The following is a 20,301-nucleotide window of genomic DNA, read 5'->3' on the forward strand; positions in this document are numbered from 1 at the left end:
TTTTTTTAAGATTGCCAGTTCCTCTGCTTGCTCTGCCAGCTGCCGTTTCAGCCGGGCATTCTCAGCCGCTAGCTGTTTCTCGGCATCTCCTCGATCCTGGTGTAATCTAGCCTTACTCCGCCAGCCGTAGATCTGGGAGGCATGCAGGCCGAGCTGTTTGGCTGCAGCACTTACGCCCACCTTAGCCGCCAGCGCCAGGGCCTCTGACCGGTACTCCTCGGAGTATTGCTTGCGAGTGATTTTGGTTGATTTCTTTGGTCTTGCCATGGGTCACCTCTGTCGCGTAGTTTATCGCTTAAGAGAGTGTCCGTCGTTGGTGGGCAAGATCAAGCCCTGCAAGCCGTCTATGACAGGCAATCAGTAAGGTTTTACCGAAACCGGCGTGAAGCAGCAGGGTTCTCCGGTTGCAGGGTGCCTGTAGCTCGACGATTTGGAACCTTAAACAGCCGAGCATATCCATTCTACAATCTGGAGCTACTGACCCTCTTCTACTGTACTAAGGGAGTCGAAATACCCAAATACGTCGATACTGTCCATATAGGCACCATCGAAGCCTGCATCCACAATCCTGTAAATGTAGGAATCATTATTGCCGTAAATGATATCCTGCCAACCTTCTTTCCAATATTCCACATAGTAGTTGCCCGGCTCTCCAGGCACTGCCTCCAGTAGCCAGCTGGGGGGATTGGTTGGCCAAGAGGGCTGCCAGTAGTCGCGGTTGTCCTGGGCTTCGCCAATATTTACATAGGCCATTAACAGCCTGCGGTTGCCGTTTCTTTTCACTTTAAGCTGTTCAATTTGTTCTTCAGTATAGGGCTCGCCATTGAAGAAAAAGTCAATGATAAGCAGGTCAAAATCGGTTTCACTCAGTGCATCGACAAATTCCTGGGGAGTAGAGTAGAGGCTTGTGTTGGTTAGGCTGAGAAAGTTGCGGGCTGCGTCCAGTCTATCGATTTCGCGGCTGTTGACGTTGAAGGGCTCGAGCGGGTAGGGCGGGATATTATTCAGGGTCACTTGATCGGCGGAAAAAGAAATATAATTCGAATCTTGGTTGGCGTCGTAGGAGTCCTCGATATTTTTTTCAATCTGGGCGAAGTCAGTTACCAGGATGACGTTGTTGTTATCTTTGGCCAGATCAAGATAGGTTTGCAGGCGCCGGGACTCTGAGGTGCGGGTGGGTTGGTCCACATTTGCAAATCCAAAGAATACGGCTTCCTGGGCGATACCATCAATGGCATTCAGGTAGCCTTCATCCACGGGACCTGTAATGGTGGTTGTTGTGGTGACTAGCTCAATGCCATTTTGCGGAACAACAATGAAGTTGCGGTTAATGCCCTTGGCATAGCTGCTGATGTCTTCCACCAGTTCGCGCATTTCCTGATCGTAATCCACGTTGATTGGGATCACTAGTTCGGGCAGGTCATCCAGGCTACAGCCGAGAAGCAGTAGGGGGCTAGCAAGAAATGGAAGTGTCCGGCGCAAAATTCTTCTCCAAGTAGGCTTTTAGGTGGGTAAACTGTTTTTTCCAGTTTTAACGGGCAGGGAGAGGTGGGATAAGTTCCTTGATTTCCCTTGCGGGCACCTCTACAAATTGAATTTTCTGTTTTTAATGCCCTGAAAGTCCCGGAATATGGTGAAGTAAAGCTTCCAAAGAGTACTTTGTAGAGGTGCCCTCGCGTCAATTCTGTCTAAAAGAACTATTATGCCATAATAACTATAGAGTTTAAGCGCAAATATCCACTGAATCAATCCATTGCAGATTCTCCCGATATGGATACCCCATATCCGATAATGACTATTCCACAATAGCGTGGTTGTTCTGACTTTATTACGGTAACAAGACAGTTCACGAAAGGCTTTATAGACATTGAAGCTGAGAGTGACTGGTGGAAGGGTAATGTTGTTGATGGACTGATTGGAGGGTGTTAAAGAGCGGGTATATTGAGCTTATTCGTAACAACTTCGTTGACAAAGACCGTCCTTGTAATCCCTGGCATCCAATTGCAGGTTAAAGTCTAGAGACAAGGCCCCCATCAAGCCTGTAGTGACCAATTGTTCCTGGAATAGCCAAATGGTTTTTGCATCCGGTGTCTTGTCCTCGGGAGTTACTCCAGGGAAATGGCAGAAGCTATAACGATCCCAGGTTTGAAACTCCAACTCGTCGTTCGACAAATTGTACAGGCATTGTAGTACCAAGGTCCTTAATACATCAAGGCATCGAATGGCCTTCTGCCAGCATTGCTCTTACGGTTTTTTGTGCGAACTTTGCTCAAACTAGTACGAAAGCCTTACCAATCAATCGGTCTGTTTGGCTCGACGAGGGGATTGCGTTTATTCAGTTTATGATGACGGTCTTCGAGATCAAAAAAGCTGGGTTGTATTGCACGATGACCTTGGATTTTGAATGGATGGTAGTATTCTACCAAAAATTAGTGATTTTTCGAGATGCCCATAAAAGAATGATTGTCTCAAAATAAGCATCGGTGGCACCATGTCTCAGCAAAATCTGGTAGTTGTATAGTCTCTCTTGTTATCGCTTGCTAAAAACGGGAGTGCTTATGCACTGGTTATTATCGATATGAATGAAAGCATTATAATTCAGAGATAGGGAACCTCTGAATAATTCCCCAAGTATCGGATAGAATCGTACTACTCCTCAAGGCTACCCAAAATCATGCATCAAGTCACCTTTGCCGAAGCCGAATATCGCAGCAAGCGGCGTCAAACCCGGCGCGAAAAATTTCTAGCAAAGATGGAGGCGCTCATCCCCTGGCAGCGCCTGCACGACCGTAGTGAGCCCTTCTACCACAACAACGACCGCGGCCCGCGGGCGTATTCTCTGGATGTCATGCTGCGCATCCACTGCATGCAGCTGTTTTACAACCTCAGCGACCCGGCAATGGAAGATGCGCTCTACGAAATAGAATCCATGCGCAATTTCGCCGGGCTGCGCTTGGCGGGCAGAATTCCGGATGAAACCACCATCCTTAACTTCCGCCGCCTGCTGGAAAAGAACGACCTTGGGCGCAAACTTTTCGAAGAGCTCAACGTCTACTTGCGGGAAAAGGCATGATGTTGCGCGAGGGCACCATCGTCGATGCCACCATTATTTCTGCACCCAGCTCGACAAAAAACCAAGCCAAAGAACGCGATCCGGAAATGCACCAAACAAAAAAAGGCAACACTTGGCACTTCGGAATGAAAACGCACATTGGTACCGACGACGTACTCGGACTTATCCACAGCCTCGAAACCACGGCCGCCAATGCGCACGACGTGACAGCGACAGAGCAACTGCTGCACGGCGAGGAAAATCGTGTCTGGGGCGATTCCGGCTATACCGGTGCCGAGAAGCGTGAAGAATTAAAAGATAAGAAGGTTGAGTGGCATATCGCCATGAAGCCGAGCAAGCTGAAGACGCTGCCGGGCAAAGAAGAGCTGAAAGCGGCGGAAAAAATCAAGGCGCAGATCCGGGCCAAAGTGGAGCACCCGTTCCGCTATATCAAATGCATCTTTGGCTACCGCAAAGTGCGCTACCGGGGACTGGAGAAAAATACCCAACGCTTGTGCCTGTTGGCGGGCTTCACCAATTTATTGATTGGGAAAAAATATCTGCTCGCATAGGGGTAGTGCGCCCAAAATCCGTGAAAAGCGGATTTTGGGTGGGAAAACGGAGGTTATTTGTTGTGAAAACGTGATTTTTGACTGATCCTTGATCAACTTCTCCCGTTTTGGTGTAGGCGCGGGAGGAAGGTGAATTAATCAGAGGTTCCCAAGGTCTTTAATACATCAAGGCATCGAATGGTCTTCTGCCAGCATTGCTCTTACGGTTTTTTGTGCGAACTTTGCTCAAACTAGTACGAAAGCCTTATCAATCAATCGGTCTGTTTGGCTCGACGAGGGGATTGCGTTTATTCAGTTTATGATGACGGTCTTCGAGATCAAAAAAACTGGGTTGTATTGCACTATGACCTTGGATTTTGCATGGATGGTAGTATTCTACCAAAAATTAGTGATTTTTCGAGATGCCCATAAAAGAATGATTGTCTCAAAATAAGCATCGGTGGCACCATGTCTCAGCAAAATCTGGTAGTTGTATAGTCTCTCTTGTTATCGCTTGCTAAAAACGGGAGTGCTTATGCACTGGTTATTATCGATATGAATGAAAGCGTTATAATTCAGAGATAGGTGTTGATAAAAAGAATCTCAATGTGATTGTTTCCTGCAAATGAGTTAATTTACGCATTATAAATTTTACATCAGGCGATTATTGTTGCACTTGCTTTTTTATTGTAAACTGGGATAAAGGTATCACGGTTAAGTCTTTGAGCATGCTTATTGGTGCACTATTTATTTGTTTATTCGTATGTTACTTTGTGTCCAGACCATTTAATGTCCTACGTTACTTTTTTGGATTAAAACCCAAGCAAGCGGCCTCTAAAAAGGCAATTAAACCGTCTACTAGTGTGGTGGCTGATTCCTGGTAATGTTTATCGGTAATGAGGAGAGTCGACAAGAACGTGAAGAAACAATTTTTTGAGGGACAGATCACCCCGGCCCCACGTGTGCCAAACAAGTCTTAACCTATTGATTTTAATGATTTGTATAGTAGCTGTGAAGGGAGTTAAATATGCGGGACCCCATGCTGGATTTCAGCGGGCAGGTCGCCCTGGTTACCGGTGCTGCCAGCGGCTTTGGCAGGCTTTTGGCGCGGGAGCTGGGTGTTCGCGGTGCCAGATTGGTACTGGGTGATATCAATACAGCGGAACTGATGGCCTTTGCGGATACATTGGCCAGTAACGGTAGTGAAGTGCGTGCTCAGGGCTGCGATGTTGCCGTTGAGGCAGACGGTCTTTCTCTGGCCGAGTTGTCCCGGTCTGAGTATGGCCGGTTGGATATTGCGGTCAACAACGCCGGCATTGCGCCTCCCATGATGGCCCTAGAGGACACGAATGAAGTGACGATGGACCTGCAGTACAATGTCAATCTGAAAGGGGTATTCTTTGGTCTCAAGCACCAGTTGCCTTTGATGAGGGCGCGTGGTGGTACGGTGCTCAATGTGGCTTCCATGGCTGGTTTGGGCGGTGCGCCCAAAATTGCCGCCTACGCGGCGGCCAAGCATGGTGTGATCGGCCTGACCAAGACAGCGGCGCTGGAAAATGCTAGGTATGGGATTCGTGTCAATGCCATTTGCCCTTTTTATTGCCGGACCCCCATGTTGACCAGGATGGAAACCCCTGAAGCGGATCCGGAAGCAATGCAGGCATTTCTGGCCGGGGGTTGCCCGATGAAGCGCCTGGGAGAAACAGAGGAGGTGGTGGCGGCCATGTTGTTATTATTGTCGCCGAAGATGACCTATGTCACAGGACAGGCACTGGCGGTGGACGGCGGTTTATCGGCTTTTTGAGTTCCGGTTATTGAGTAGCTCAATAGAGAGTTATAGCCTGCAGAGTACTCCTTTTTGATATAGCTAATCATACTCTGCTACCTGTATTTTTTTGGCTGGTACCCCTGAATAATTGTCGTCTTACACTGGACAAATGCACAATTAAGAAGCATTGAATTGTTGGTACGCTATGCGGGCGCTTGAAGCAAAAGTATCGCTATACGGGGATAGCCTGTTTACAAAGAGGGTAATCAAGCAGAATGCGGATTGCGCTCAGGAGGCCGGGTTAAGGCTGTGGCAGTATGCGGCAATGTTTTTGTGCTCTTCTGCGTAATTCCCGTGGCAATGGGGCGCCTGAGGGGGTTTTACTGTGTGTGCGCCACTCGCGACAAAGGGCAATATAGTTTCCAGCGGCAACTTGGTTGTGAAGGGGTAACCAGGGGTCTTCCTTCGGGATTGCTGGCAATACGGGTGCTTGCCACTGCGGTATTGCGGGAATGAATGCTTGTGCTTCACCCTCCGGTATTTTGCCCGGTGTCAGGGCCCCCAGGAGTTGAACAGGATGCACCAGCAACAGGAGCACCACAGTGGCGGTGCCGCTGAGAGAGACTTTTGAAAGCAAACGGCCGATATCCTTTTTGTGCTGGTAATGTTTCGCCTGCTGTAGAATCTGGACATCGAGCTGTTGCGGGGAGGCTAATGCGGATACCTCTTCGCGATATTGACGCTCCCAGTTACTCATGCTGTTTCCTCGATCACTCTTCGATGGCCTGTACCTGCCAGGGCTTTCGGCGAGTGCCGTAGATTTGTGTTTCGACCGCCTCTCGGGCACTGTGGTACAACTCGCGACAGGTTTTCAGAGATATGCGCTCGATATCTGCGATGGTTGCCAGAGACAGCCTGCATTCCACAAACAGCAGCAACACATTGCGTTGCTTTGCGGGCAGCTTCTGGATGGTGCTGAGCACAGTTCTCTGCTGGGTCCTGTGGTGGGTTTGCACTTCACGGCTTCTGCAGGCCTGTTTGCTCAGTAATTTGTTCACTTGGATAAACAACCAATTTCGCAGCAGCTGACGGTCAAGTTGTGGAGGTCTTTCCAGAATTTCCTGCCACAGGCTCCGCAGCAATTGCTCGGTAGAAACCGGTGCCAATTGCACGCAATAGCGGTACAGTGCATCCTTGTGACGCGAGTACAACAGGTGAAAAACGGCGGGCTTTCGCGTTTCCCTGTAATGCTTGAGAAGCGCCTCGTCAGAAAGGTGTTGGAATGCCTTGCGGGACAATGTGTCGCGCCTCCGTACGCGGACAATTCAGGCCCGGGCAGCCCCCGGGGAACTCTGAATGAAAGCGGCAATAGTAAAGAAAATTATAGTACGGCTAAGCGTGGTATTTATTCTTCGGCTCACAAGTTGGCCGGGTTAAGCATAACTGGGGGGGTTGTATATCCGAGAGCCAAGCAAGTATAGATGGCTCCAAATGTCTCGGTGAAATTCCGGGTATCGGCGAGCGCCATATTTTGATAACTGCAGAGGAAGGCGGTTTATTGATTGAAGCATTTTGTATTAAAAGTATTTTAATGCTGGCAGGGGCAATGGCAGTTGTTGTGGTCCCTGTCCGGCCCGCAGGTCCGTGAGTCTTACCCCAATGCCCAACAAGCGGATCGGGGCAGGGCGCTTTTCCCGACACTCCTGCAGCAGTTGCCGGAACTCAGAAATCCGTCCTGCGCGGCTGCTGCGCTCGTGTGTGCTCAAAGAGAAGTCCGAATATTTCACCTTTACCGTGGCGCTATTGATTTCAAAGCGGGAACCGAGCTTTTCCAGTCGTTCCAACAGGCGCATGTACAGAGAGGTTAGCTGTTCCAGCCAATCATCAAAGGCCCACAGGTCTTCACTAAAGGTGTGCTCTACACTCACACTTTTGCGGGTGTTGTCACCGCTTACCGGGCGCTCGTCGATTCCGCGGCTCAATTCATAAAGACGACGTCCAAACTTCCCGAAGGACTTGGTTAATTCAATCGAGGAGTAACGCCTCAGGTCGAAACAGGTTCGTATGCCCTGGCGGTGCATTTTCTCAGCGGTGACGCGGCCCACGCCGTGAATTTTTTCCACTGGCAGGCGCAGAACAAATCCGTCCACTTCGTCAGGGGTGATGATTGTGAGGCCATCGGGTTTGCGCCAATCACTGGCAATTTTGGCGAGGAACTTGTTGGGGGCCACGCCGGCGGAAATGGTGATACCGAGGCTGTCGCGCACCCGTTGGCGGATCTCCCCCGCAATCAGGGTGGCGCTGCCGCAGCAGCGGGTGCTGTTGCTCACATCCAGGAAAGCCTCATCCAGAGACAGAGGCTCAAGATTATCGCTGTAATCACCCAGGATTTCTCGAATCTGCCCGCTGACCTCCCGGTATTTGGTCATGTTGCCGGGTACTACAATCAAATCAGGACAGAGTTTCTTGGCCTGGGCGGTGGCTAGGGCGGAGCGTACACCATAACGGCGTGCTTCATAATTACAGGTTGAGATGACTCCGCGGCGGTCACTGCTGCCGCCTACCGCCAGTGGGCGGCCACGCAGGTTGGGGTCGTCACGCATTTCAACTGAAGCATAGAAACAATCGCAGTCACAATGAATGATCTTTCGCATGCTGTGATTATATACAGTGTTTGTTGCGCCAGGTAGTGTTTTGTGTTTGCAGGGATGGGTAAGTTGGAGCATAGGTGGTTGAATAATGTGTAACATCCCTTTGGTGCAGTACCCGGATTCCGATACAGTGAGCGACATCTTTGCAGAAATAGAGGATGAATTGGGTGCTGTTCCCAGCCTGTTCCGGGTCTATGCCCACCACCGGGGGCTCTTGGAGGCCAACTGGCACAAGTTCAGGGCGATTATGTTGCACGGCTGTCTGTCGGCACAGCTAAAAGAAGCCATCGGCCTTGCGCTATCCTCGGACAATCACTGCGATTACGGCATCTATCACCACAGCGCCTCCCTGCAGATGCTGGGTGTTGTCTCTGCGGAAATCTTGCGTATTCGTACAGACCCCAGGCATGTGCATTTTTCAGAAAAAGAGCAGGCACTGTTTGATCTGGCACGAAATGCCAATAGCGCTCCTAGCGACCACCGCAAGCATCTTATTGCTGCGGCGCGCAAACTGGGGGCCGGGGATGAAGAGCTGCTGGAGGCGCTGGGGGTGATGGAGCTGGTGCTGGGCTTCAATCACTCGGCCGAGGTGCTGGGTCTGGACCCCAACAGAACGCCTCATCAGAAATAGTGGGGGCAGGCGCAATAGCTACCTGTCAGCAGGCCGCGGTACCGGTTCAAGCCCCGGTGAGGGTAGTTATTTCGGTGGCCGGGGTTTGCCGAAGATCAGTACCAGAATAAACAGCACAATAAAGATAAAGAAGAGAATCTTGGCGATTTCCGCCGCCGTGGTGGCGATGCCGCTAAACCCGAAGAAGGCGGCGATCAACGCAATCACCAGAAAAGCAACCGCCCAGCGCAACATGGTATCAGCTCCCGGTATCAGGCTGCGGGAGCGGATGGCAGGTGACGGCCCTGCCAGGCTCCCAGTGCCCTTATTGATAACGTGGCCGGGCACTGGATACAAATGTTCCTTGTCTTTCTTTTTGGCGATCTGTGCCAAAGTCACAAAGCGAAACCCCCTGTGTATGAGCCAGGAGCGAATCACAGGGAGTGCGGCGACAAACTGTTCTGTGTGTTCGTGCATGGGGTGGAGCAAAACTACAGAGCCGTCTCCGGCGTTTTCCATTCGGCGTGGTGCCGGGGCTCCAGATCCCATTGTGCCACTAGGAATTTCTGCTCTGCCAGAAGGCTGCGTAACTTTTCGGAGAGGTTGACAAAAGGGGGCAGAATCATAGGTCGCTCTTGGTGGCCGTGGCGCTGAAGTAAGGTGCAGTTTTTTATTTCCTCTTTCGCGCTACTGAGAGGCAGGTTGGCCAGGTTGATATGGGAGTAGCCATGATTTCCCAACTGGTGCCCAGCGGCAATAATGGCGCGGGTCTGCTTGGGGTGCTTTCCCATTTCTCGCCCCAAGGGGAAGAAGGTTGCCTTAATGTGCGGCGAACCCAGCCGCTTTAACAGCGATTCTGTTGCGCCCGGTACCGGGCCTTCGCCAAAGACCAGGGCTATCTGCTTTTGTTAGGCGGTATTCGCAAAGGCCACCAATGGCGGCTCAAAGAATATAGGTGAAAGTACAATTGTTATTATTCTCATTTACTTTGACTGGTTTAAAAACCACTGGCGCCGTCACGGTGTTATTTGCTATTTCTTATCGTTCGAGCTGATCCAGCTTCCCTTTTTTGCCATCCCACGCCTCTGCCTCGGGCAGCGGGTCCTTTTTTTCCGTGATATTGGGCCAGATTTCCGCAAGCTCTGCGTTCAGCTCGATAAACTCCTGCTGATCGTCCGGCACCTCATCCTCCGAGAAAATCGCATTGGCGGGGCACTCCGGCTCACACAGGGCACAATCGATACACTCATCTGGGTGAATGACCAGGAAGTTGGGGCCTTCGTAAAAACAGTCTACCGGGCAAACCTCTACACAGTCGGTGTATTTGCACTTGATGCAGTTTTCCCCAATTACGAACGTCATGTTTGTGCCTCATTAGTGCCACTGAATCTTTCCAGCAGGGGATTTTATCAATTACTGGCGCGAATTGTAGTGGCTTTTCAGTCAATTTCGTTTACTGGTTATAACAGGATGCGTCGGGTGACGCCTGCTGTCTCACCTGTTAATTCAATAAGTTGCGCAGTGAGTAGAGGGCCTCCAGGGCTTGGCGCGGGGTCAGATCGTCCGGGTCCAGCTCCTCCAGAGCATCCACAGCCGGGTGGCTGGGGCTGTTGAACAGGTCTACCTGCAGTGGGGAAGCAGGGCGGGCAGGTGCGGTTGCTGCAGGTGCCATAGAGATGGAGGCTGGTTGCACGCCGGCCTCCAGCGCTGCCAGGCGGGCGTGCGCCTCTGTCAATACTTCGCCGGGAATACCCGCCAGCTTGGCCACCTGCAGGCCATAACTCTTGGAGGCCGGGCCCTTCTGGATACGGTGCAGAAAGACAATGCCGTCGCCGTGCTCGGTGGCATCCAGGTGGATATTGGCTGCTTGCGGGCAATGATTGGGCAGATCGGTGAGTTCGAAGTAATGCGTGGCGAACAGGGTAAAGGCGTGCACCTCTGCCGCCAGGTATTGGGCACAGGCCCAGGCCAGGGAGAGGCCGTCGTAGGTGCTGGTGCCCCGGCCGATCTCGTCCATCAGTACCAGGCTGTGCTCGGTAGCGTTGCGCAGGATATTGGCGGTCTCGATCATCTCCACCATAAAGGTAGAGCGCCCCCCGGCCAAGTCGTCGGCGCTACCGATACGGGTAAAGATGCGGTCCAGCAAGCCGATTTTGGCCTTTTCCGCGGGCACATAGCTGCCGCAGTGGGCGAGCAGTGCAATCAGGGCGGTCTGGCGCATATAGGTTGATTTACCACCCATATTGGGGCCGGTAATGATCAACATACGGCGGTCATTGTGCAGCTCAATATCGTTGGCCACGAAAGGTTCGTCCAGCACCTGTTCTACCACCGGGTGGCGGCCGCCACTGACCTGCAGGCCCGGCTCGGTGTCCAGCTCCGGACGACAGAGGCACAGATTGTCGGCGCGTTCGGCCAGGCAGGCCAATACATCCAGCTCCGAGATTCCGGCTGCAGCGGTTTGCAGCTGGGCCAGAAAATCACTTAGTTTGTCGATCAGGCCCTCATACAGCAATTTTTCCCGCGCAAGCGCACGGCTTTTGGCGGAGAGCGCTTTGTCTTCGAAGGTTTTCAGTTCCGGAGTGATAAAACGCTCGGCATTCTTAAGGGTTTGACGCCGGATATACTCTGTCGGCGCTTTATCACTCTGCCCCCGGCTGATTTCAATAAAGTAACCATGCACCCGGTTGTAACCCACTTTCAGTGTGGGGATACCCGTGCGTTTTTTCTCGCGCTGTTCCAGTTGAACCAGGTAATCGCCGGCGTTTTCACTGATAGCCCGCAGTTCGTCCAGCGCTTCGTCGTAGCCAGTGGCGATAACACCGCCATCGCGAATCACAACCGGTGGGTTTTCCACTATGGCTTTCTGCAACAGGTTCACTGTCTCAGGCCACTCACCGATTTGGCTACGCAACGCTTTTAGCCGGGTTGTATTGACTTCTTCCAATTGCCGCTGAATTTCCGGGAACTGTTGCAGAGACTGTCCCAACCGTGCCAGATCCCTTGGGCGCGCGGAGCGCAGTGCTAGACGACCGAGAATCCGCTCCATATCCCCAACGAGTTTGAGGGCATCCCGCAGTGGCTCAAAGCCATAGTTCCCCGTTAGCGCGGTGATCGCATCCTGGCGATTGCGCAGGGTGGTGAGCTGGCGCAGTGGGTTGTTCAGCCAGCGGCGCAGCAGGCGGCTGCCCATGGCTGTCTTGCAGGTGTCCAATACCGACAGCAGTGTATTGTCATCACTGCCTGTCAGGTTCAGATCAATTTCCAGGTTGCGGCGACTGGCGCCATCCAGGGCTACAGTCTCATCGCTGCTCTCTGTCAGCAGGCCGCGGATATGGGGCAGTTCAGTGCGCTGGGTATCCCGGGCATACTGCAATAGGCAGCCGGCGGCTGCGATAGCGCCGTGCATAAGGTTGCAGCCGAATGCCTCCAGATTGTGTGTGCCGAACTGTTGGTTGAGATGGCGTTGGGCGGTTTCCAGCTCAAACTCCCAGTGCGCGCGGCGGCGCAACCCGGCGCGGCGCTCGATCTCCCCAGGCAGGGACATATTTTCCGGTACCAGTAGTTCTACTGGGTTGTGGCGTAGTAGTTGTTCTGCCAGCGCTTCCAGGGAGTCAGCCTCCTGCACCACAAAACGGCCGGTGGCCAAGTCCAAGAGCGCCAGGCCAAACTGGTTACTCTGTTGCGAGATGGCGGCAAGCAGGTTGTCACAGCGCTCATTGAGCAGGGCTTCGTCGGTTACAGTGCCCGGTGTGACGATACGCACCACCTGCCGCTCAACTGGCCCCTTGCTGGTGGTCGGATCACCAATCTGTTCGCAGATTGCCACAGAGACGCCAGCCTTGATCAGGCGGGCTAGATATCCCTCTGCCGCATGGTAGGGAATCCCCGCCATTGGTATTGGCTGCCCACCGGATTTTCCCCGTGCTGTGAGGGTCACATCTAGCAGTTCTGCTGCCTTTTTGGCATCGTCATAAAACAGCTCGTAGAAATCCCCCATACGGTAGAACACCAACTCCTGGGGGTGCTGGGCCTTGATGCGCAAGTATTGCTGCATCATCGGAGTTTGTTCAGAACCTTTTGATTTTGTTGCAGTTTTTTCCAATTTATTGCCTATTGTCTAAAAGGTGTCTAAGACTCGGGCCGGCTACATTATCAGTTTCGCGGAGGCGAATGTAGCGCTCTGTCATAGATGGGCTGGTATGCCCTGCTAGCCGTTGCGCATCGATACCGGTGCGCTTGGCATCCGTTAATGATTTCGCCCGAATGTCGTGAATAGTGGTGTGTTCCACCCTGGCTTTGACCCTAGCAAGGCCGAAACCGTCGCGGATGGCTCGATAGCTGGATCGGGTGCGCTTGCCATGAGAGTGGAATAGATAGAGGCACATTACTGTGTGAAGCTGCTTAGGGGCTGTTCCCGTTTGGATGTAGCCTATTGATTTATAAGAACAAGCTCGCATTGTTGAGGTTCTAACACAACGACAAAACGAGCTTGCAATGCCCCGATTCATGCTCAGCGATGAGCACTGGTCGAAGCTGTGGGGAATTCTGCGGCAACTGGCCATCTGTAACAAGCGTGATCTCCGTATGACCGTTGAGGGCATGCTCTATCGAATGCGTACAGGTTGCCCATGGAGAGATCTACCGAAGGACTTCGGATGTTGGAGTAAGGTGTACAAGCGCTTCAATGCCTGGTCAGCATCAGGCAAGTGGTGAAAGTATTCCAAGCGCTGGTAGTAGATTCGGACATTGAATGGGCTTTCATTGATGGAGGTTACGCTAAAGCGCACCAACACAGTACGGTGCTGTCAGTGATCAGGATGAGACTATAGGGAAAAGTCGGGCGGGGAACACAAGCAAAATTCATTTAGCGGTTGACGCTTACGGGCTTCCGGTTGCATTTGAGGTCACGGGTGGTCAGGTAAATGATTTCGCGCAAGCTCCAAGCCTGATCGCCAAGATTGAGGGTGCGGAAACAATTGTCGCGGACAAAGGTGATGATAGCTAGGATCTACGGAAGCAGATTGCAGAACAGGGTGCTGAATGCTTTTGCATGATTGAAACACTATCGCGCGATTGCCTCACATTTCGACAAGCTCAAGAGGTGCTATTATGTAATTCGACTGTTCGGCCGTTCTATGGATGAAAAACTCGGAGGCTTTGTAATACCAGACGCCAGTTACTTACCACCACTGTCCGGTTGCTGTAGCGACTTAACGTGCCTGGGCATTAAATACCAGATAGCGCCAGCAATTAAGTACTGCACGAAGATATTTCCGACCCAGTTTACCTCCTCGACTCTATTAGCTGCCATCATTAAAAACATGATGCTGCCACATATCAAGTTGAGCCAAAAAGTGAACCAAATTAAGCCGATATTTGCAGCGAGATTTCGAGCGGCGAGGATCAGAAATATACCCAGAATTGCGTACATTGCCAGAGAAAGTATTTGATACTCTTGATAGGGGGGTATCCATCCCCACCCTGGAGGCCATGCAAATCGCATCATCGGGTAAATGCCAAAAATAAAAAATAGACCTATAGCCTTCAGGGCAATGGGAAGGCACTTGATACGAGTGGTGTCATCCATAGTTTGCTCCAGATCGGAGACCGCTTTTAAGTTGATTTAGCTGCAGTCAATAATATAGACGAAATAGTTCCTGGCCCGTCCCATACGGGCTTTTTGGCATCCGGGAAGTCAATTTGAAAACGACTACGTCACAAAAGAGGAGGTGTCCTGTCGTTGTTGTTAATTTTCGATGTCTCTGGCATTAAAGACCAAAGAAACCCGGCAATAAAATACTGCACAATAATATTTACAACCCAGTCTACTGGTCCGGTTCGATTAGCTAACTCCATCAGAAGCATGGTGCTTCCGCATATCAAGTTCAACCAAATGGTGAACCAAATCAGGCCGATATTTGCAGCAATATTTCGGGTGGAGAGAATCAGGCAGACACCCAGTGTTGCGTATATTACAAGCCCAATTACTTGATACTGTTGATACGGGGGTACCCATCCCCATCCCGGAGGCCATGCCAATCGCATCATCGGGTAAACACCAAATATAAAAAAAAGACCTATAACTTTTAGGGCAATGGGAAGGTACTTGATACGAGTAGTGTCATCCATAGTTTACTCCAGAGCTGAGACCGCTTTTAAGTTGATTTAGCCACGACTAATAATATAAGTGAAATAGTTCTTAATTCGCCCAGTGCGTTTTTTAGGACGCACAATGCGTTTTTTTGATCCAAAATTACTGCCCACTATGGATGAGATTCTCAGATGCTTTGTAATAGCTGAGCGTTGGAACAGGTGGGTACTCTATAACGATTTCCAGTTGAAGCACGTAGTGGTACACCTAGACGATTTTGAATTGATGGGGTCTCCTCAAGAGTGGTTGGGGATTCCAGTAGGGCCGCTGAGTCAAGGCTAACTTGGAGTCAGCTCCTACCGGAGACAAGGTCATTAGCGCGTCAAGAAGAGCGCTTTTTGTGCCTGGGTAGTAGATGCCAGAGGACCCCTGCAATCAAATATTGTACCAGAATATTTCCGATTAAATTTGCCTGCTCAGTTCGGTCAGCTAGCACCATCAACAACATAATGGTCGCATAGACTAGATTCAGCCAGATAGTGAACCAGATTAGTTTGATATGAGCAGTGGGATTTTTGGCGGCAAGAATCAGGAATACACCCAAAACTCCGAATGTTCCCAAAATAATCTGTTCGTATTCTGGCTGCGATGGTGTCAAGCCCCATCCCGCAGGCCATATCCAAACCATTAACGGATACATGGCAAAGATAAATATCAGTCCTGTAGCAATCAGGGCGATGGGAAGATATTTGGCGCGAGTAATGTCATCCATGTTTATCTCCGAGGTGCGAGCCGCTTTGTGCCATTTCAGTATAAAAACTTCACGCTGACAAAGATGCGCAGATTTATAGCCTAAACTATTTCTGAGCCCTTCTCAGCGAGGGGTTTTTCGTTTCTGGTGATCCCATGTTCGACAACGACTACTTCACGGAGGAGGAGTTGTCCTGTCGTTGCTGCGGGAAACTCCACTTCTCGGATGACACGCTGCGCCGATTGATCAGGGTGAGGGAGCAGTTTGCCAAGCCGATGGTAATCACCTCCGGTTACCGCTGCCCGGCCCACTGCGCCCGGATCGGCTCCACCATGACACACACTACCGGGCAGGCTGTGGATGTATCAGTTTCTGGTGGGGGTGCCTATGAGCTGCTGGGGATCGCGCTGGAGGAAGAGTTTACCGGCATTGGTGTAAAGCAGCATGGTCCACACAAGGGCAGATTCCTGCATCTGGACGATCTTGGAGCTATTTCGGGCAAGCGTACCGGCCCCACAATCTGGAGCTACCCAAGGTAGGGCGTATGAAGGGAGTGGCACAGAATTGCTTCTGAGACAGTAATCAGGATAATAGTGACCATGGTGATTAGTGTATAAATATTAAGTGTATGAATTTAGAAAATCATATAGCCCTAATAATTTCCTGTGTGCTTTGGGTGATAGCAGCTTCGCTGTCACTCTTTGTATTTTGGCCGTTAGTTGCCATCATCTCGGTGTGCATGGGTTATTTTCTCTCTGGCCGCGTACGACTTAGTACATATAAATCACTTCTAACTAATGCTATAGCTTCACTCGTTTTAACGTTTGGAATTTTCGTTCCTCTCGGACTGATTGGCTATATCGAAAGTTACTGGCAAGAAATGCTCTATTTGGTAGGAATGACCCAGATCATAGCATTTTATACAGGCGGGGCTATTTTAATTTGGAGGCAGCGCGGGCACGGCAATACTTAACAAACGCCGGTACAATTGAAGGGAGTGACGCAGAATTGCTTCCGAGGTAGTAATCAGGATAATACTGGTCATGGTGATCAGTATTTAAATGTTATGTGCTTATGAACAATGGATGTCGCGCTATTAAAGTTTTTGGTGCTGTACTTTTTTCGGCGGGTTTTCTATGTGCGGTGTTTCAGCATTTTACTGTGGATTCTTGGACGAAAGTGTCTGTCGCTAATCAAGTAGGTCTAGTGCGTGATACTGAGAAAATGGTTTACACAAAAGAGGAGCTTGAACAGTATGTGATGCAGGCAGTTGTAGATAGGGCTGGCAGAGTTCAAGGCCCATTGCCACCATCGATGCTCATGTTATTTGGTGTCGGCGTCATATTGGTGTCAAATAGGTTTTGTTCAAAATGAGCCTGCACTTAACTGGCACCAGCAGCGGGCCGCCAAAAGTATCGCTCAAATTCATTATGCAATTATGTACCAAATTTGACGACAATTCGACGCTATTCGAGTAAAAGCGGGTTACTAGCCCGCCCTCCCCATACCACCGTACATGCGAATCGCATACGGCGGTTCGAGGTTGACGAAAAGGCAAAGATCACTATTTTCAGTTGACACCTTTTTGGCACTTTTGCGTTTTAGAGGTATAAATCAGCTACTTTGCGATTGTTGTCTCTACCAGACACCCAACCACCCAAACCGGCCACTGAGCCGGTTTTTTACCCTGGATAGAGTGATTGTATTTTGTACGATTGTGCCAAATCCATGTAAATAGTTGTTTTTAATGCGGATTGTGGGTAAACGGCGCAGAATTGATTCCTGGGTAGTAATCAGGATAATAGTGGTCATGGTGATCACTATATAAATGTTAACATTACTTGTAGGAGTCTCCAATCGAACCGCCGAAGTCAGTGAAATGGGTTAAGGGACTGAAGTTCGCTTACTCGATGCTTGGTGCCAAACAGCGTGACCTATACTCATGGGTGGCAAAAGCCGAGGACGCTTATGTGTTCTCCGCCGAAATCGACCATATTAACCCAGAAGACAATGTTTACGATCACAACGAAGGTACATTCAGAAAGCGTGTGCCACCGATGTCAAAAGGTTTAGGCCACGCTCCTCTTAGCGTAAGTCACTCTAAGGAGCTATTTCGGGCTGCCTCGGATGCGCACGATAAGAGTCTTATGTGTAGGATGCTGCTCCTCAAGGGAACCAAATCTGGCACAACTTCAGGAGGCATAATGGCCGCAGCTGATGAGCACTTTTGGCAAGTCACTGCAATCGAGGGTTGTGTTGAAAACGGCTATTCATTTCAAGTTAAACGAGTCGAGTGAACGTACTGTTAACAAGTTATGCAAGGCTGGACTGCCTAATCAGCAGTCTCCTCTTAAGATGTGTGTGCCAGGCATGGCACTTATCTAGCGAGATGTAAGTCCTCGTACCAAATGCCCAATCACCCAAACCGGCCACTGAGCCGGTTTTTTTACGCCTGGAGATAGGTATGGGCTTTACCGATATCGGTGTGAAGCAGAAGGGGGCTCATGGCGGCCGGTTCCTCCACCTGAGTGACCTAAGCCATGGACAGTGCGATGGTATCCGGCCTACTATGTGGAGTTACTGATGGAGTTGTGTAAAAACGAGTGAATACAAATAATTGCCAACAATAGCATATTCCTTAGGTAGTGCACGCGATACCCGTTTTTCTATTTGCACGATAGTATCAAGTTTATATAGTCATCCGGCTTTAATAAAAGACTTTGGATAACTGAAGCAAGACTGCTTCCGAAATAGAGATCAGGAATAAGAGCGATCTGGATGATATACTATATGAACATTATTCGAATATATATCTCGGGCTAATTGCGGATAAAATGCTTTAAAATTAAACAAAGAAGAATGGAGATAAAACATAATGTTTGATTGGGATGGAGATACTAAAAAGCTGTTGTCATTGTTATGGATATTTCTTACCGTAAACTATATTTATTGCGATGTTTTCTCGCTTCACCATGGTCCAACCTTAGAGCAATTTCTGACTGGTGAGGCTGGGGGAATGAAAATTACAGAAGAATTTTTATTTTATTTTGCATTAATCATGGAAATACCCATGATCATGATATTGCTATCTCGCTATCTTGTTTTTCTTCCTAATAAATATTTAAATATTATTGCAGCGGTTATAACCGGCTCTATTCAGAGCTGGACTTTATACATGGGTGGTACACTTCATTATACATTTTTTAGTATAATAGAAATTAGTGTTGCTATATTTATTATTTATATAGCTGTAACTTGGAAGCGGGAAACTTCTACTTAATTTCTATGTGACGTATAATAAAGTCATCAAACATGTATTTGGAAAATTAGATCTCGCTACATGCTTATCTGTAATCATTTTAATTGCTTAACAAAACAAGTCTAGAGCGTTTGAGAAAAGCTTGACACTTAGCTGGCGAGGCGTAAATTCTCATATAAGATAACCAACCATTCAAACCGGCCACTGAGCCGGTTTTTTTACGCGTGGAGAGCGTGATTCCATGAACGGACAGGAAGCCGGAAGTGCCACAGTCACCGTTGCGGGTGTGGGCCTGACACAAACCCCCGCCACTCCACTGCAGGTGCTGGGGGTGGTTATTGCCACACTGGGGTTGGTGTGGAACGTGTATGCAGTGATTACGCGTAACCGGCACAACAAATTTGTGCGTGAGCAGGCCAAAAAGTCTGGTACCAAGCCCTGGCGCGATCAATAAGCCATCCTCCACTCCCAAACCCACTGGGGGTGGCAACCATACCACCATTGCCAAGTGAGGCTGTTATGAGCTTTTGGAGTGCATTGAAAGGCATTTTCAGCAGCAATGCCAAGTCCGTTGACGACATTCTGGATAAGGACCGCGGGCTCCTGGTGCGTGCCGGCGGGTTTATCAATGACCTGTCTTATACCGAGCAAGAGCGGATGCGGGATAACGCTGAGCTTGCGGCCAGGCAGGCGGCTGCGTATGGAGAACTGATCGACACCGTGACAGAACACGCACGGAGTACGGCGAGTGAAAACACCCAGCGCAGCCTCACCCGCCGGCAGGTGGCGATCGCCATTATTCGCGTTGAGCTGTTCCTGGTGCTGGCATCTGTAGTGATCTGGCCCTTCCGGCCCGAGTACGCCAGGTTTGTCTGGCTGGTGGCCAGCTCCTCCTTGATGATCGGGGCCTTTATGGCTGTTGTGGTGTTTTTCTTTGGTTCCTACGGGATCAGCAATCACCTATTGAAGCCTTTGAGAGAGGCAAAAAAGAAAGCCTCTGGTTGAGGATGTTCAAGCCCCATTGGCTTTGTAGAGGCTAAGCGCTCATACGCGCTACAACCAAGAATTTCCAAAAATAGCAAGGATTGAAGCTATGAGTCATGTCAAGCAACTACCAGTCATTGCCGGTGTTGAAATTACCACCGATATGGAAGGGCGTTTCAACTTGAATGCGCTACACACGGCAAGCGGGGGCGAAAAGCGCAATGGCCCCACATACTGGCTTACCCTGGAATCAACACAGCAGTTGATTGAAGAGATTAAAAAACAAAATACCGGGATTCCGGTATTTACTGCCAAGGGGCGCAGTGGTGGCAGCTTTGCTGTTGAACAGCTCGCAGTAGCCTATGCCAACTGGATCAGTCCTGCCTTCTACCTTCAGGTGATTGATACCTTTCTGGATTACAAGAAAGGTAAATTTCTGAATCACCCCGGGTTTCTCGGAGGCAAACTTTCTTGAGAGAATTAGCCAATGAGCAAACAACCTGGATACTCCCCCGAAGTACGGGAACGCGCAGTTCGCATGGTGTTGACCGGCGAGCACGAGCATAAATCACGCTGGGCAG

The 20,301-nt window shown here is 50.1% G+C and carries 22 protein-coding genes and 2 pseudogenes; 11 read left to right on the forward strand and 13 right to left on the reverse strand.

All coding sequences use genetic code 11. The features are described from left to right. From ACL7TT_RS18750 to ACL7TT_RS18760, 3 genes and pseudogenes are all read right to left on the reverse strand, one after another. A pseudogene (locus tag ACL7TT_RS18750) lies at positions 1-267 on the reverse strand (transposase); the annotation flags it as partial. A 207-nt stretch (positions 268-474) separates the two neighbouring features. Next, positions 475-1,482: an endo alpha-1,4 polygalactosaminidase gene (locus ACL7TT_RS18755; protein ID WP_413397733.1), complete on the reverse strand. Its 1,008-nt coding sequence runs from the start codon at positions 1,480-1,482 to the stop codon at positions 475-477. A gap of 465 nt (positions 1,483-1,947) precedes the next feature. Continuing rightward, on the reverse strand, positions 1,948-2,223 hold the full coding sequence (locus ACL7TT_RS18760) for a transposase (protein ID WP_413397762.1): 276 nt from the start codon (positions 2,221-2,223) through the stop codon (positions 1,948-1,950). A gap of 451 nt (positions 2,224-2,674) precedes the next feature. Between ACL7TT_RS18760 and ACL7TT_RS18765 the strand changes: the two genes are divergently transcribed. Then, positions 2,675-3,624, forward strand: a protein-coding gene (locus ACL7TT_RS18765) for an IS5 family transposase (protein ID WP_413397735.1) whose coding sequence is annotated in 2 segments (ribosomal slippage) — positions 2,675-3,065 and positions 3,065-3,624 — 951 coding nt in all. Because the reading frame shifts where the segments join, the coding sequence is not laid out codon by codon here. A 1,006-nt stretch (positions 3,625-4,630) separates the two neighbouring features. Beyond that, a complete protein-coding gene (locus ACL7TT_RS18770; protein WP_413397737.1) occupies positions 4,631-5,407 on the forward strand; it encodes an SDR family NAD(P)-dependent oxidoreductase in 777 nt (258 codons plus the stop codon). A gap of 265 nt (positions 5,408-5,672) precedes the next feature. Here the strand turns inward: ACL7TT_RS18770 and ACL7TT_RS18775 are convergent, their stop codons facing one another. The 3 genes from ACL7TT_RS18775 to dinB form a co-directional block, all read right to left on the reverse strand. Further along, entirely contained in the window at positions 5,673-6,128 is a 456-nt protein-coding gene (locus ACL7TT_RS18775; protein WP_413397739.1) for a hypothetical protein, read from the reverse strand. 13 nt (positions 6,129-6,141) lie between these two features. Further along, positions 6,142-6,669 carry an RNA polymerase sigma factor gene (locus ACL7TT_RS18780; RefSeq protein ID WP_413397741.1) on the reverse strand — a complete coding sequence of 176 codons (528 nt, stop codon included), beginning with the start codon at positions 6,667-6,669 and terminating at the stop codon, positions 6,142-6,144. Between the two features lie 279 nt (positions 6,670-6,948). Then, positions 6,949-8,025 carry a DNA polymerase IV gene (gene dinB / locus ACL7TT_RS18785; protein ID WP_413397743.1) on the reverse strand — a complete coding sequence of 359 codons (1,077 nt, stop codon included), beginning with the start codon at positions 8,023-8,025 and terminating at the stop codon, positions 6,949-6,951. Positions 8,026-8,110: 85 nt separating this feature from the next. Here dinB and ACL7TT_RS18790 point away from each other — a divergent pair, with 85 nt between their 5' ends. Continuing rightward, on the forward strand, positions 8,111-8,653 hold the full coding sequence (locus ACL7TT_RS18790) for a carboxymuconolactone decarboxylase family protein (RefSeq protein ID WP_413397745.1): 543 nt from the start codon (positions 8,111-8,113) through the stop codon (positions 8,651-8,653). A 66-nt stretch (positions 8,654-8,719) separates the two neighbouring features. On the opposite strand, the gene ACL7TT_RS18795 is transcribed toward ACL7TT_RS18790, so the two are convergent. The 4 genes from ACL7TT_RS18795 to mutS all read right to left on the reverse strand — a co-directional run bounded on the left by ACL7TT_RS18795 (position 8,720) and on the right by mutS (position 12,692). After that, positions 8,720-9,109 (reverse strand): DUF1328 domain-containing protein, encoded by a 390-nt coding sequence (locus tag ACL7TT_RS18795; RefSeq protein WP_413397747.1) that lies wholly within the window; start codon positions 9,107-9,109, stop codon positions 8,720-8,722. A gap of 14 nt (positions 9,110-9,123) precedes the next feature. Continuing rightward, on the reverse strand, positions 9,124-9,531 hold the full coding sequence (locus ACL7TT_RS18800; RefSeq protein ID WP_413397763.1) for a polysaccharide deacetylase family protein: 408 nt from the start codon (positions 9,529-9,531) through the stop codon (positions 9,124-9,126). 139 nt (positions 9,532-9,670) lie between these two features. Further along, positions 9,671-9,994 carry a ferredoxin FdxA gene (gene fdxA, locus ACL7TT_RS18805; protein WP_299948365.1) on the reverse strand — a complete coding sequence of 108 codons (324 nt, stop codon included), beginning with the start codon at positions 9,992-9,994 and terminating at the stop codon, positions 9,671-9,673. A 139-nt stretch (positions 9,995-10,133) separates the two neighbouring features. Then, positions 10,134-12,692: a DNA mismatch repair protein MutS gene (gene mutS, locus ACL7TT_RS18810; RefSeq protein ID WP_413397750.1), complete on the reverse strand. Its 2,559-nt coding sequence runs from the start codon at positions 12,690-12,692 to the stop codon at positions 10,134-10,136. A 437-nt stretch (positions 12,693-13,129) separates the two neighbouring features. Between mutS and ACL7TT_RS18815 the strand changes: the two are divergent. Further along, positions 13,130-13,743: pseudogene (locus tag ACL7TT_RS18815) on the forward strand (IS5 family transposase); the annotation flags it as partial. Positions 13,744-13,811: 68 nt separating this feature from the next. Here ACL7TT_RS18815 and ACL7TT_RS18820 read toward each other — a convergent pair. The 3 genes from ACL7TT_RS18820 to ACL7TT_RS18830 form a co-directional block, all read right to left on the reverse strand. Then, a complete protein-coding gene (locus ACL7TT_RS18820) occupies positions 13,812-14,222 on the reverse strand; it encodes a DUF6632 domain-containing protein (protein WP_413397751.1) in 411 nt (136 codons plus the stop codon). Positions 14,223-14,350: 128 nt separating this feature from the next. Continuing rightward, positions 14,351-14,764 carry a DUF6632 domain-containing protein gene (locus ACL7TT_RS18825; protein WP_413397752.1) on the reverse strand — a complete coding sequence of 138 codons (414 nt, stop codon included), beginning with the start codon at positions 14,762-14,764 and terminating at the stop codon, positions 14,351-14,353. 344 nt (positions 14,765-15,108) lie between these two features. Further along, positions 15,109-15,498, reverse strand: coding sequence for a DUF6632 domain-containing protein (locus ACL7TT_RS18830; protein WP_413397753.1), 390 nt, complete (start codon positions 15,496-15,498; stop codon positions 15,109-15,111). 134 nt (positions 15,499-15,632) lie between these two features. Here ACL7TT_RS18830 and ACL7TT_RS18835 point away from each other — a divergent pair, with 134 nt between their 5' ends. From ACL7TT_RS18835 to ACL7TT_RS18865, 7 genes are all read left to right on the forward strand, one after another. Further along, positions 15,633-16,016: a D-Ala-D-Ala carboxypeptidase family metallohydrolase gene (locus ACL7TT_RS18835; protein ID WP_413397754.1), complete on the forward strand. Its 384-nt coding sequence runs from the start codon at positions 15,633-15,635 to the stop codon at positions 16,014-16,016. A gap of 535 nt (positions 16,017-16,551) precedes the next feature. Next, positions 16,552-16,851, forward strand: coding sequence for a hypothetical protein (locus ACL7TT_RS18840; protein ID WP_413397755.1), 300 nt, complete (start codon positions 16,552-16,554; stop codon positions 16,849-16,851). A 500-nt stretch (positions 16,852-17,351) separates the two neighbouring features. Further along, positions 17,352-17,774 (forward strand): hypothetical protein, encoded by a 423-nt coding sequence (locus tag ACL7TT_RS18845; protein ID WP_413397756.1) that lies wholly within the window; start codon positions 17,352-17,354, stop codon positions 17,772-17,774. Between the two features lie 578 nt (positions 17,775-18,352). Beyond that, the gene (locus ACL7TT_RS18850; RefSeq protein ID WP_413397757.1) at positions 18,353-18,757 is read left to right on the forward strand and encodes a DUF6326 family protein; all 405 of its coding nucleotides are present in this window, start codon (positions 18,353-18,355) and stop codon (positions 18,755-18,757) included. Positions 18,758-18,977: 220 nt separating this feature from the next. Then, positions 18,978-19,190 carry a hypothetical protein gene (locus ACL7TT_RS18855; protein ID WP_413397758.1) on the forward strand — a complete coding sequence of 71 codons (213 nt, stop codon included), beginning with the start codon at positions 18,978-18,980 and terminating at the stop codon, positions 19,188-19,190. A gap of 65 nt (positions 19,191-19,255) precedes the next feature. Continuing rightward, positions 19,256-19,741, forward strand: a complete 486-nt coding sequence (locus tag ACL7TT_RS18860; protein ID WP_413397759.1) for a hypothetical protein — start codon at positions 19,256-19,258, stop codon at positions 19,739-19,741. A gap of 88 nt (positions 19,742-19,829) precedes the next feature. Then, a complete protein-coding gene (locus ACL7TT_RS18865) occupies positions 19,830-20,195 on the forward strand; it encodes a KilA-N domain-containing protein (RefSeq protein WP_413397760.1) in 366 nt (121 codons plus the stop codon). Positions 20,196-20,301 lie beyond the last annotated feature (106 nt).

It is taken from the genome of Microbulbifer jejuensis (assembly GCF_047289955.1).
GTDB lineage: Bacteria > Pseudomonadota > Gammaproteobacteria > Pseudomonadales > Cellvibrionaceae > Microbulbifer.